The organism is Parabacteroides bouchesdurhonensis (genome assembly GCF_900186615.1).
In the GTDB taxonomy this organism is placed as follows: domain Bacteria; phylum Bacteroidota; class Bacteroidia; order Bacteroidales; family Tannerellaceae; genus Parabacteroides; species Parabacteroides bouchesdurhonensis.
Genome location: NZ_LT896588.1, coordinates 3,711,493 through 3,725,140 on the forward strand (window position 1 = coordinate 3,711,493; position 13,648 = coordinate 3,725,140).

Below are 13,648 nucleotides of genomic sequence, written 5' to 3' on the forward strand. Positions count from 1 at the left end.
TACATTTATTCACTTAATTTTTCATTGTTCAAATAAACCTTTTCATCCGAATTAAGTCAAATAAAACGTTTTGTAAAATAAAAACAGACTTAAGGCGATGATGAAGAAAAATATGGTTATCCTAGTGACCGGTATGCTTATGTGTTTTGCACCGGATATAAAAAGTGTGAATGAAACGGATGGAAAAATTAAAGGTACTATAATAGACGGAGAACTAGGTGGACCTTTAGAATTTGTCACAGTAACAGTAAAGGCTAAAGGCTCGGACAAAATACTGCAAGGCTCAGTTACCGGAAATGATGGAAACTACAGTATCGGAGGGTTAAAAAAGGGTGAGTATACAGTTACTTTTTCTTACGTTGGTTACGAAGAAGTTTCCAAAAACGTTACGATCAGTAATAATAACCAGACATTCAACATTGGTGAACTTAAATTATCGGAAAATGCTAATCGACTGGAAGATATAGAAGTAGTAGCCAAAAGGCCTCAAATGCGCTTTGAAATAGACCGGAAAGTTTTCGATGCAACACAAGATATTTCCTCCGAAGGCGGTTCTGCCAGCGATCTTTTAGCTAATATTCCGTCTATTGAAGTCAACAACGAAGGTGAAGTATCTTTACGCGGCAATTCCAGCGTAACAATATGGATCAATGGCAAAGCTTCAGGTTTATCTGCCGATAATCAAGCAGACATTCTGGAAATGATGCCTGCAGAAGACATCAAACAGGTAGAAGTCATCACGAACCCTTCCGCAAAATACAGTCCGGAAGGGACAGCGGGCATCATTAACATTATATTAAAAGACAACCGGAAAGCCGGCTACTACGGCAGTGTAAAAGCGGGAGCAGACACACAGGGCGGCTATCAGGCAAGTGGAAATATCAACTACAGCAGCAGTAAAGTAGATGCTTATGCTAATCTGAACTACCGCAACCGTGAATTTAAAGGCGGAGGCATCACCAGCCGGCAAAATACAACCGACAACAGTTTTCTTAACCAAACAAACGATTCTAAACGAAACCACAACAACTGGTTCGGACGCTTTGGTGCAACATGGCATATTTCCAAAAGTGATGATTTGGCTTTTAATGTGACAGGGATGACCGGAGGGGGAGACGATAAAGAAACAATCCATTATATCTCCACCGACAGCCAAAAGAATACCATTTACACTAGTGATCGCAAGACGAATGGAGATTCGGATATGAAAATGTATAACATCGAACTAAATTATCTCCATAAGTTCTCGGAAAACAGTAACATTGATCTGACTGTAAGTAACAATCAATGGAAACGGGATGGTACAAATATATTCCGGCAATCGACCTTATACACTGATCCAGCTCAAACAGCCAATCCTATCTATCAAACCCAGGAAAACAACATCAATGACAAGACATGGGAAGTACAGGCGGATTACAGCAATAAAATATCAGATATGGCTCGTATTGAAGCTGGTTATAAAGGAACTTTCCAAAGGAATGCCAGCCCAGTAGACACATATACAGGAACAACGGCCGAAGACATCAGGCAAGACCAGGCACTCTACAACCGTTTTTTATATAATCAGGACGTACATGCTTTATACATGACTTACGGAGGTAAATGGAAAAATCTGAGTTATCAAGCCGGTCTGCGCGGAGAATACTGGCGCGTAGACACCCGTTCTCTGGATTTCGAACAGGAATTTAACGGCAAGCCTTCGGAATCTTTTGAAAAAGATTATTTCAAACTTTTCCCGAGTGCATTTATCTCTTACGCCTTACCTAAAAACAATGAGGTCCAAATAAATTATACACGTCGCTTGCGGCGTCCTTGGGGTGGACAGTTGAACTCGTTCCGCAATATTTCCGACGCCTCCAACATTTCGTTTGGAAACCCGGAGTTAACGCCGGAATATTCCCATTCTTTTGAATTAAATTACATCAAAACATGGGAATCCGGGCATACTTTATCTCTTTCCGGTTATTACCGTTCTACGGATGACGTAATCCAACGTATTCGTTTCTTGAATACCACAGACAATGTAATGTACACTACAAGCGAAAACGTAGCCAAATCACAAGCTAGTGGTCTGGAGATTGTAGGCAAAGACAAGCTGTTTAAGATTCTAGACCTTACAACAACAATAAACCTCTATTATTCCAAACTCGATGGCTTTAGCTATCTCCCGGAAGGCGCCCAGACACCGGTCACGGGAGAAACCGACGAAAGCTTTTCATGGGATGCGCGTATGATTGCCAATTTCAGCCTTCCTTTAGGCATTTCTTTCCAAGGGACAGGAAGTTACAACTCCAAACGATTGATGGCACAAGGCTACCGTAAACCCAGCTACTCCGTAGATCTGGGTTTACGCAAATCTTTTATAAAAAACAAACTGACACTCAGCATTAATGCCCGTGACATATTAGATTCCCGAAAATTTCGCACCATCACTTCCGGAACCGGTTTCTGGCAGGATTCGGAAAACTGGCGAGGAGGACGACGTGTAGGTTTCACACTTACGTATAGTTTCGGGAATATGGATAAAAGGAAAGATAAAAATAAACAGAGAAGCGAAGAACCGGATCCTTACGACATGGAGTAGCCGTAGTGGTATTACCAGCGTACAGTTATAAGAAGTTTTCCCCGGATAAAAAGATTGAGCAGATTCAAAACTCTTTTTCGTATATTCGCATTGTAATAAATAGTATATGCACATGAAAATCATAAATACCCAACTTCTGGACGAAACAACAGCGAAGGCAAAACAATCTCCCCGCCTTCGCATGAACTACAATTTCCATGAAGAACTGGACGATCCCGTAAATCGTCTGCTTAATGCAATGGAACCGGGCACTTACTTGCGACCGCATCGTCATTTGAATCCATCGAAAGATGAATTCTTTCTCCTTTTACGAGGGCGTGTTGCAGTATTCCTTTTTGACGAAGACGGACACATCACAGAGAAGTTAATACTCGACCCACATTCCGGCATATATGGTGCCGAAATAAAAGCAGGTGTATGGCATGGGCTGTTGGTGCTAGAAAGCGGATCGGTTATCTATGAGGTAAAACAAGGGCCTTTTGCACCGCTAAGCCCAGAAAATATGGCGCCATGGAGCCCCGCCGCCGAAGATACAGAAGCAGTTCGTAATTATATGAAATGGTTGGAGGAGATAATATAAATCTCTCCAACCTTCCCCATAGTTATTTGTTTTCCGCATACACCAGCATCTGGCAATTTTTACAATCAAATTGTAAACGCAAACGAGTATCTTTATATAAAAGATAATACGGTTCTTTGAAAGAAGATACAGGTTTCTGATATACCGGACATGCCTTCATTGAAAAACGGATACAATGTTTTGTAAACATTAGTGGCACATCTTTTTGCGGGCAGAGTTCAAAGGCTGGCGCGATCTCTCCCACTCCATATTTTTTGTAAAAGGCACAAGCACGGCTATTAGCGACATTGCCCAAATATGTAAGCGATCCTTCGGGATAAAGCGCAGCATCGGCGTTTGCTATATTCCGCTTTGACAGTTCACGACGATAACGCATACGATGGCAAACTTGCAGCTTTTCCACCCCTTCACGACGCATATCAGCCAGTAAAGAAGACGGTGCGAACCAATTTTCGGAAAGATCTATTTCCACCCTTGACACTTCAAAAGGCGTATTTCCGAACTTACCCAATTGAGTACGTATATTGTCTTGCTGGTCTTTTCGCGCCACTTCCTTTTCAAAGGAGCGGTTAATAACAATGCGAGCACCTGTTTCGTCTTCCATTTCCAGAGAAAAGCCAAACGAATTGTCAAAAAAACGAATATTCACAGCTAATTTACGTTCTGCAGAAGGCTTGGAAAGCTGTTTTTCAAATGCCTGATCAAAGTTTCGATATATCTGCATTTTAGGACGAATATCAGGCATCTTCAATGGGAAGATACGATTAGCTTCTACCCGGTTCACCCGAAAACCTTCCAGATCACCTCTTGTATTGAAAAAAGCAAGTCCGTCTCCATTATTAAGTTGTTTTACTCCGGCAATAGTAAATGAGTTTCCTTTTATCTCTTTAACTGTCCCAACGAGCTCCCCTAACGATTTTGGAGTATCGAAAGCGGTAATATCCGCCGTACGTTCTTCCGTCAGGAAAGGTGTAAAACCACGATTAAAACTTTTTTCGGCCACCGGCTCAAAAGTGAATGTACAAGTCCCGGCAGAAGCCCGGCAATACTCGGAGCGACGGGATAAAATAGCATCTAATTTCTTTCTATAAAAGGCTGTGATATTCTTTACATAGCTAATGTCTTTCAAACGTCCCTCTATTTTGAATGAAGAAGCACCTGCATCCATTAAAGCCTCGAGATACTCAGAACGGTTCATATCCCGTAACGATAATAAATGTTTACTGTCTGCTATAACTTTACCATCAGCATCTGTTAACGTATAGGGAAGCCGGCAATATTGTGCACATTCTCCACGATTGGCGCTACGCCCACTAAGGGCGGCACTCAGATAGCACTGTCCACTATAGCTTACGCAAAGAGCACCGTGTACAAAAACTTCCAGGGGAACAGTTGTTTGTTCATGGATTGCTCTGATTTGATTTAAAGATAGCTCACGAGCCAGCACCACTTGTGTGAAACCTGCATTTTGCAAGAATTTCACTTTCTCCGGAGTACGGTTATCCGTTTGCGTACTGGCATGCAACGGGATAGGAGGTAAGTCCAGCTGGGTAATCCCCATATCCTGCACGATGAGGGCATCTGTTCCCACATCGTATAATTGGCGGATAAGGCATTCGGCCTCTTCCAATTCATCTTCTTTCAGAATGGTATTAAGCGCTACATAGATTCGCGCACCGTAAAGATGTGCATAATCACATAGAGTTTTTATATCATCCAATGAATTTCCGGCTGCTGCACGGGCTCCGAATTTGGGAGCACCGATATAAACGGCATCAGCTCCATGATTGATAGCTTCAATACCACAAATCAAATCTTTAGCCGGAGCAAGCAGTTCTATTGTACGCATATTAGAGGCAACCAAGATTTTTTATATCTTCTATACGGAATGGTGTTTCCTGATAAACGTAATAGTTCAGCCAATTGGTGAAAAGTAAATTAGCATGTCCGCGCCAACGTACAACAGGCCCTTGTGCGGGATCGTCATTACGATAATAATTACGGGGAACAGATATTGGCAACCCCTTGCTAACATCTCTAATATATTCGTCATTCAAGGTATAGGGTGAATATTCAGAGTGTCCTGTTATAAAAAACTCACGACCACCGCGTGCCATAGCCATATATACACCGGATTCTTCACTCTCGGAGAGGAGTGTTAATTCGGGAATTTTACGAATATCTTCACGACGTACTTCTGTATGACGGCTATGGGGAACATAAAATTCATCATCAAAACCACGGAATATCGGCAAATACGGTTCACGTAAGGTATGACGGAACACCCCAAACATCTTAGCCGGCAAATCATATTTAGGTACACCATAAAAATGATATAATCCTGCCTGGGCGGCCCAACAGATATATAACGTGGAAGTAACATGAGTACGTGCCCAGTCAAATATACAGGTGATCTCCTCCCAATAGTTCACCTCTTCGAAAGGCATCTGCTCCACAGGAGCGCCGGTCACGATCATCCCGTCGTAGAAGTCATCCGCTATCTCGTCGAAATCCCGATAGAATTCCTGCATGTGCTCGATCGGGGTGTTCTTCGGTGTATGCCCCTTGATTTTCATGAAATCCAATTCTACCTGCAACGGAGTATTACTAAGCAGTCGAATCAAATCGGTCTCAGTAGTTATCTTAAGAGGCATCAGATTAAGCACCACAACGCGCAAAGGACGTATATCTTGTTCTGAAGCTCTGAGAGAGTCTATAACGAAAATATGCTCCTTTTTGAGTAACTCAATAGCCGGTAAGTTCTTTTGTAAATTTAATGGCATCTTCTTTCCTCGATTGTTTATATGAGGACAAAGATAATAAGAATTTTTTCATTATCGCTTATACATGATCACTCGGTTATTATGCTCATGTATACTAGCTTAGTAGGGCTCAATAAGACCGGGAATATCCATCCGCCAGGCAAAAACTTTCAATTTGGCTTTTTCAATTTCGCGTATAGAAGATAATTATTATCATTCTCGCTCATATTCGCCTGTACTTCGATGAGTTTCTTCCGCATCTTATCCGAAAGTAGTCCGGATTTGAGTGCCTTATCAATCCATTCCGTCAATACTCCGGGATCTACACAAACTGAATAAGATTGATACTGAAACACCAACGGACTTTCAAAGCGTTCTCCTCCGAAGAAATCATTGATAAGGACAATGTAGGCTCCTTTCAACGTCTTTTTATCAACAATATAGTAATCCGGAGCTTCGCCTTCCTGTCGCTGCAATACATTACCGTCGTCATCAGTAGTCGAAACCAGACTTAAGGTACTCGTATCTCCCAAATAATAACCAGGCCATTCCATATACATATGTTGTTTCAAGGCATCCCCCTTAAAACGTGTGGTGAATCGGGGAATCAGTTTTTTCTTTTCCAAATCAACATAGTATAACGAATCCACACGAGGTTGATGAGTCCAGTAACTCAGATCTATATGATCTTCCTCATTCAGGGAAACAGCGATCATTGTATTACGGAAATCAAAATCAAAGGAAGTAGTGATATCATAAAGCAAATTACCTGCCATATCTTGTACCCATACGCAAGAGGGAAGTTGGGGTTGAGGAGAAGCCATGACCACTAACTTATTTCCCTGTACGACAAACATCGCAATCACTCCTTTATGCACCAAAGGCACGGAAGGAAGCGAATTTCCTTCCAAATCATATACTAAAAGAGAACTCGCAAAAAACGGCATCATATATATACGTCGATTCTCCTCATCTATTCGTGCCGTATAAATAAACCTATATTCTCCGGGCCCCTGTCCGACAGCTCCGATATCATTCAGATAGTGGCCTTGTTTATCAAATAATTTATAAGGAATATTTCCACTCCCAATTGTTAGAATATAATTGTCCGAAACCAAAGCGGCATCGGCACCAGTCAATGCTTCATCACCCTCACCCAGCTTGATGATATGAAGATCTTCCGTGAAATGACTGATAGGAAAAAACACGGTATCCTTCAACAGAGCAGGATCCATCTCGATAAGTTCCTCTCCATCAATCAAGATACGTGTAGCCACTACCGGCGCATTTTCCAAATAATTCACTTGCGGGGCTTCGCCGCAAGCGGAAAAGACAGCTATTGCCGCCAATAACGAGAAAGATTTTAAAGAGGTCATCATAACGATAGGATTTAATGTTATTTACTCTACGAAACAATCGCAATATACGAATATTCAAACAATTTACGAAATATACGTATATTTATTTTATCCATTGACCATCAAATCCATGCGATCCCTGTCTAATATCCTCCTCCCAATGCTTTATATAAATATACAACAGCCAGTAGTTCGTCCAAAACGGCATTGTTAAGTCCTACCTGAGCGTCAAAATATCCACGTTGGGCATCCAGTACATCCATGTAACTGGTAACTCCGTTGATATATTGAAGTTGTGCCAATTCCAGATATTTCTGTGCTGCTTCTTCCAACCGGGCGCGTGACGCACGGACTTCCTTAACTTTCCGGATAGTAACTATGGCATCGTTCACCTCTTTAAAAGCACCTAACACGCTTTTCTGATATCCATACAATTCCTGTTCGTATCGGGCTTTTGCAACTTTTACCTTTGCTTTATTCTTTCCCATGGCAAACAAAGGCTGAACCAAATCCCCAACAATAAACCATGCCGGACTTTTCAAAAAACCGGTCAGTTCGTCACTCTCAAATCCCAAGTTTCCAGTCAAACGTATTTTAGGGAACAGATCAGTACGTGCCACACCCACACGAGCGTTAGCGGCACGTAACTGTTGCTCTGCCTGACGCATATCAGGGCGACGTTCAAGCAAGGAAGATGGGAGGCCCACAGGTAAAGCATCCGGCAAATGCTGATTACTGAGGGATAAGCCACGAGGTATTTTAAAAGTATATTCTCCCAACAACATGGAGAGATCTCCTTCTTTTATCTTAATCTCACGTTCAAGGCTTGGTATAAGAGTTTCAGTCCGGGCCAACTCCACTTGAGCCTGATTATAGGCTGTCTCGGAAGTTAGGCCCCCTTCATATCGAAGTTTTGCCAAACGAACCCCTTCACGACGGGCTTCCAGTGTACGCTGTACGATAAAAAGCTCACGATCCAGAGCACATAATTCATAATAATTTGCGGCAACTTCCGCTATAATTGTCAATTGCAAAGCTCTTTGCGCCTCTACCGATTGCATGTATACAGCTATATCAGCTTCATTTGCCCAACGGAGGTTTCCCCATAAATCCAGTTCCCACGACAAAGCTAACTTGGCACCAAATTCAGGATCAGGACTAGGATTATCTCCTCCATAATTCAATTTTTCTTTTTGTCCGTATACTTTAGCATCTACTTGTGGAAACATATTAGCGAAAGAGATACGTTTTGCGGCAATCATCTCTTTTATCTTAGATGCAGCAATCTTCATATCTTTATTATTCTCTAAAGCCTGATGGATGAGCTGTTGCAATGTCGGATCGGTGTAAAGACTTTGCCAGGGAATATCAGATACAGACGAACTGTCTGCTCCTGCCTCGATCTCTGCCGGAAGATTCAACTCCGGCCGGGTATACTTCTCTCCTATTTTACAAGAAGAAAGTCCTACCAGAGACACAGCCAAAACCGCTATACAATAATGACGTTTAAGAATACGCGCCATACGTAGTTTTCCTTTTATCTTATAAATCAATACGAAGAAGAATGGAACTAATACAATACCGATAGTAATAGCTACCAACATCCCGAAAAACACACCTGTACCAATGCTATGACGTGAAGCTGACCCGGGCCCACTTGCCAATACCATCGGAAGCATACCCAACACAAAGGCCAAAGATGTCATCAAAATCGGACGGAAACGCATTTGGGCAGCATGGATAGCAGCCTTTACAACATCCACACCCGAATCTACTTGTACTTTGGCAAACTCTACTATCAAAATGGCATTTTTGGCAGCTAAACCGATAAGAGTAACTAAACCTATCTGAAAATAAACGTCATTTTCCAAACCGGTAATCCATACACCAAGGTAGGCACCCAAAGCTGCAACAGGCAGCGAAAGAAGAACGGCTATAGGTACAATCCAACTTTCATATTGAGCAGCCAAAAACAAGAAAACAAACAAAAATACCAAGGCTAACACGAAGCCGGTTTGACCGCCAGCCTGTTTTTCTTGAAATGAAAGACCGCTCCATTCCAAACCGATGTTCTCCGGTAAATGTTCGCGTGCAATCCGCTCCATAGCATCCATAGCTTCACCGGTACTATACCCGGGAGCTGCTACGGCATTAATAGAAGCTGTAGAGAACATATTGAAACGTTTAATCGTGCCGGGTCCTGTTGTATACTCAGTTGTTCCCAACGCCGTTAGAGGTACCATCGCCCCATTTTTAGCACGGACAAAGAATAATCCTATATTATCTCGTGTTGCACGATAAGGAGCCTCTGCCTGAATATACACGCGGTAGATACGGTTAAACATATTAAAATCGTTTACATAAACTGAGCCCAGATAAGCCTTCATTGTAGAAAATATGTCCGCTAATGGAATACCTAAGAATTTTGCCCTATCACGATCTACATCAAAATATAACTGAGGTATCTCTGATTGCATGGCAGAAGAAACGCCTTGCAATTCAGGAGCTTTTGATGCATAATACAGGAAAGTGTCAGTAGCACTTACCAAATTATCCCAAGTAGCATCGCCACGGGCTTCCAACTGCATTTCCAAACCTCCGCTTTCACCTAAACCGGGTATTACAGGAGGGCGGTTCAGATAAGCTTTGATCTCCGGATAATAGTAGAATTCCTTACGGGCAGCCTCCATCACATCTTCAACCTTCATGTCTGACGATTTACGTTCTTCCCATGGCTTAAGAATAACGGTCAATGTCGCACGACTTTGAGAAGTTCCAATACGTGGACTACTACCGGTAACATTCTGAACATAAGCAACCGCCGGTTGCTTTTCCAGATATTCGATAGCACGGTCAGTCACAATACGCATACGTTCCAAAGTTGCCCCTTCCGGCATTTCCAGTTCAATAGTAAAAAAACCTTGATCTTCTTCCGGTATAAAGCTGGTCGGAAGTACACGATTCAATACAAAAATAGTTACCAGCACCATACCGAATCCGGCTAATATGCGACGTGGATTTTGAATAGCTTTTCTCAATAATTTTGTATAGGTCTTATTCCCTTTGGCCAACCATATATTTATTTTACGGAAAATAAAAGGTTTCTTCTTATGTGACGGACGCAAAATAATAGCACACATAGCAGGGCTTAATGTAAGGGCAACAACAGTAGACAGTAATACGGAAACAACAATAGTTACCGAAAATTGACGATAAAGCTGCCCCGTTATTCCTCCCAGAAAGCTAACAGGCACAAACACTGCGGCCAACACCATTGAGGTGGCAATTAAAGCGCCCGATAATTCATGCATGGCTATATGTGTAGCCTCACGTGCCGACAGTTTGTCTTCCGCCATGATACGTTCTACATTTTCAACTACAACAATGGCATCATCAACCACAATACCGATAGCCAAAATCAACCCTAACAAAGTAAGCATATTCAGTGAAAAGCCTAATATCAGCATGAATCCGAATGTTCCAATCAAAGAGATAGGAACAGCTATGGTAGGAATTAAAGCGGCACGCCAGTTTTGTAATGAAAGGAAAACAACCAGTACAACTAAAAATAAGGCTTCAAAAAGGGTTTTATATACTTCATGGACAGATTGGGATATATATTCAGTCATATCAAATGGAAAATTATACTCCAAGCCTTCCGGAAAGTTCTTACTAATTTCCTTCATGGCAATCTTCACATTCTCTGCGACCTCCAAAGCATTAGCACCCGGTAACATATAAATACCCAAAATAGCAGCATTTTTTCCATTGATTCCGCTTTCTGTTGAATAAGAGGAAGCCTCCAAAGAAACACGGGCTACATCTCTCATACGGACGATAGAACCGTCAGGATTAGCACGGATGACTATATCTTCAAATTCTTTTACAGTAGAAAGACGGCCGGGCGCTGTTACAGGTAATGTAATATCCACATCCAGCACTGGCTGCTTGCCAAGCTCACCGGCAGCGGATTCACGGTTTTGATCTTTTAAAGCATCCTGCAAATCTTTTACGGTAAGTCCCATATTTGCTAAACGATCGGGATATACCCAAATCTGCATGCCATAATAACGGCTACCGATATTCGACACTCGTCCTACACCAGGAATACGGCGTAATACATCCAGCACATTAATTGTTGCAAAATTACTGAGGTATATTTCATCAAATTTCGGATCCTCAGACATTAGACTTAAAGTCATTAACTGGCTGGGAGCTTGTTTCTCTATAGTAATACCATTTTGTACTACTTCTGCAGGTAAACGACTTTCCGCCAGTTTTACACGGTTTTGTATTTCTACGGCAGCCAAATCCGGATCTGCTGAAACGTCAAAAGTAACAGTTATGCTCAAACCTCCTGAGTTAGAACTACTGCTCTGCATATAGATCATACCGGGAGTTCCATTCAATTCCTGTTCAATAGGAGTCGCTACCGCCTGTGATACAGTCAGAGCACTGGCTCCCGGATAAGAGGCATTTATCTTTACTACCGGAGGAGTAATCTGGGGATACTGATCTACAGGCAACATCACCAGCCCGATTATTCCCACAATCACAATCAGTACGGAAAGAACAGTTGAGAATACCGGACGATCTATAAAGAATCCTGGTTTCATTGTTCTTCCTCCTCTCTCAGTTTTTGAATGGCTTCTTGATCTCCTGCATCAATAGGATGCACTTTTACGCCTGGTACCAATTTATGATAACCTTCTATTACTACGCGCTCGTTTTCACCTAAACCACGTTCAACAACAATCTTATTACCTATCTCCGGACCGGTTTGTACAAAGCGCTTTTCAGCAACATCATCTTTTCTGATTACGTAAATAAAAGCGCCGCCTTTCTCTATCGAAAGTGCTTTACGGGGAACAACGATCGCTCTTTCACGCACATCCAGTAATAATTTTACACGCGTAAACTGTCCTGGCAATAATTTCTGATTAGGATTAGACAATTCTGCACGAACACCAAAAGTACCTGTCTGTGGATCTACAAGCGGATCAGCAAAATCGACTATTCCCTTTACAGGATATTCTGAATTATCTGCTAATGTTACAGAAACGGTAGGCTGCCAACTTCGGGTCGTATCTTGTTCTCCGAATTTCACATTACGGCGTTCCGCCCGTAAATAATCCAAAGCAGTCATTTTAAAATCCACCAAAACAGTATCACTTTTTACTACGGCAGCCAGTTTCGAATTGACACCTGGTCCAACTAAAGCTCCTACATCCACAAAACGTTCACTGATATATCCGGATAAAGGAGAAGTTACTACTGTATAACCTAATTCTAATTGTGCATTATCCAAATCAGCTTTACTGATAGCAATATTTGCTTCTGCATTCTCTAGAGCTGCAAGAGCATTATCCAAATCCAACTGACTGGCGGCATGTTGTTCATACAAAGGAGTAAGGCGTTCCACGTCTCGTCGTGCTTTAGCAGCCTGAGCCTGATCTTTTTTAAGTTGGGCCTTTGCTTTTTCCACACGTGCTTTATAAGGAGCAGAGTTTATAATAAATAAAGGTTCTCCCTGTTTTACCCGCTTTCCTTCTTCAAATAACATTTTCTCCAGATAACCTTCTACCCGTGCATGCACTTCAACGAAGCTGGCAGCACGGATACGCCCTACGTACTCACCGAATATTTGTACATCTTCTTTGGTCGGCTTATCTACAACTACTATTGGTAATTGAGGTTCATTCTTATGCCGGCATCCGGTAGCTAATACTAAAAGGGCTACTAAAACAATCTTTGCCTTGACTAATCCTTTACTAAACATTCTATTTCTATATAAGATTTCTATTTTGTAAGTTTGTTAATTTAATTATGAAAGAATCATTCCATTCATACTCCCTGTATAGTTAATATACGTTATATAATTAATAACAAAGAAGATAGGGAATATGTTAATTAAATAATGCAGTTTATATATCTTTTTATCTGTAGAATAAATCCACACTTTTTTGTAGAAATCCACATCTTATCATCTTTCACTTAAACCAAAAAAGGAACCAACCTTTCGATTGATTCCTTCTTTTCTTCTTCGGCTGATCTCTCTCTCAGCCTTAAAAACGGCGGCTACCTACTCTTCCACTTTTACGCAGTACCATCGGCGTGACGAGGCTTAACTTCTCTGTTCGGTATGGGAAGAGGTGGATCCCTCGTGCTATAACCACCTTAATATCTTTTATTTCTTAAACACTCTGGACTATCAATAAAGTCTTTTCAGTAAAACTCCTTTCCTACAAAACTATCATCCCACTTTCCCTTCTGAAAGTCTCGGGCGATTAGTACTACTCGGCTCACACATTACTGCACTTACACCTGTAGCCTATCTACGTCGTAGTCTACAACGACCCTT

7 protein-coding genes and 2 rRNA genes (1 of these 9 cut by a window edge) are annotated in these 13,648 nt (G+C 41.8%); 2 read left to right on the plus strand and 7 right to left on the minus strand.

Annotation, left to right across the window (positions count from 1 at the left end):
• Positions 1-97 precede the first annotated feature (97 nt).
• Together C1721_RS16005 and C1721_RS16010 are read left to right on the plus strand one after the other, a co-directional pair.
• Positions 98-2,587 carry a TonB-dependent receptor gene (locus tag C1721_RS16005; RefSeq protein WP_102409156.1) on the plus strand — a complete coding sequence of 830 codons (2,490 nt, stop codon included), beginning with the start codon at positions 98-100 and terminating at the stop codon, positions 2,585-2,587.
• Between the two features lie 112 nt (positions 2,588-2,699).
• Positions 2,700-3,167: a WbuC family cupin fold metalloprotein gene (locus tag C1721_RS16010; RefSeq protein WP_102409157.1), complete on the plus strand. Its 468-nt coding sequence runs from the start codon at positions 2,700-2,702 to the stop codon at positions 3,165-3,167.
• A gap of 22 nt (positions 3,168-3,189) precedes the next feature.
• Here the strand turns inward: C1721_RS16010 and C1721_RS16015 are convergent, their stop codons facing one another.
• The 7 genes from C1721_RS16015 to C1721_RS16045 all read right to left on the minus strand — a co-directional run.
• Complete coding sequence (locus C1721_RS16015) at positions 3,190-5,016, minus strand: peptidase U32 family protein (protein WP_102409158.1); 1,827 nt, start codon at positions 5,014-5,016, stop codon at positions 3,190-3,192.
• Between the two features lies 1 nt (position 5,017).
• Positions 5,018-5,950: a homoserine O-acetyltransferase MetA gene (metA, locus tag C1721_RS16020; RefSeq protein ID WP_102409159.1), complete on the minus strand. Its 933-nt coding sequence runs from the start codon at positions 5,948-5,950 to the stop codon at positions 5,018-5,020.
• Between the two features lie 149 nt (positions 5,951-6,099).
• Entirely contained in the window at positions 6,100-7,308 is a 1,209-nt protein-coding gene (locus tag C1721_RS16025; RefSeq protein ID WP_102409160.1) for a 6-bladed beta-propeller, read from the minus strand.
• A 122-nt stretch (positions 7,309-7,430) separates the two neighbouring features.
• Complete coding sequence (locus tag C1721_RS16030) at positions 7,431-11,903, minus strand: multidrug efflux RND transporter permease subunit (protein WP_102409161.1); 4,473 nt, start codon at positions 11,901-11,903, stop codon at positions 7,431-7,433.
• Positions 11,900-13,066 (minus strand): efflux RND transporter periplasmic adaptor subunit, encoded by a 1,167-nt coding sequence (locus C1721_RS16035; protein WP_102409162.1) that lies wholly within the window; start codon positions 13,064-13,066, stop codon positions 11,900-11,902. Before C1721_RS16035 ends, C1721_RS16030 begins: the two co-directional genes overlap by 4 nt.
• Before the next feature lie 290 nt (positions 13,067-13,356).
• A 5S ribosomal RNA gene (rrf, locus tag C1721_RS16040) occupies positions 13,357-13,467 on the minus strand.
• Between the two features lie 88 nt (positions 13,468-13,555).
• Positions 13,556-13,648, minus strand: a 23S ribosomal RNA gene (locus C1721_RS16045); it runs 2,299 nt beyond the window's last position.

Excerpts from the sequence above, each read along its gene's own strand:
- C1721_RS16015 (WP_102409158.1), bottom strand. The coding sequence starts at position 5,016 with ATGCGTACAATAGAACTGCTTGCTCCGGCTAAAGATTTGATTTGTGGT.
- C1721_RS16025 (WP_102409160.1), bottom strand. The coding sequence starts at position 7,308 with ATGATGACCTCTTTAAAATCTTTCTCGTTATTGGCGGCAATAGCTGTC.
- C1721_RS16035 (WP_102409162.1), bottom strand. The coding sequence starts at position 13,066 with ATGTTTAGTAAAGGATTAGTCAAGGCAAAGATTGTTTTAGTAGCCCTT.
- C1721_RS16030 (WP_102409161.1), bottom strand. The coding sequence starts at position 11,903 with ATGAAACCAGGATTCTTTATAGATCGTCCGGTATTCTCAACTGTTCTT.
- C1721_RS16010 (WP_102409157.1), top strand. The coding sequence starts at position 2,700 with ATGAAAATCATAAATACCCAACTTCTGGACGAAACAACAGCGAAGGCA.
- metA (WP_102409159.1), bottom strand. The coding sequence starts at position 5,950 with ATGCCATTAAATTTACAAAAGAACTTACCGGCTATTGAGTTACTCAAA.
- C1721_RS16005 (WP_102409156.1), top strand. The coding sequence starts at position 98 with ATGATGAAGAAAAATATGGTTATCCTAGTGACCGGTATGCTTATGTGT.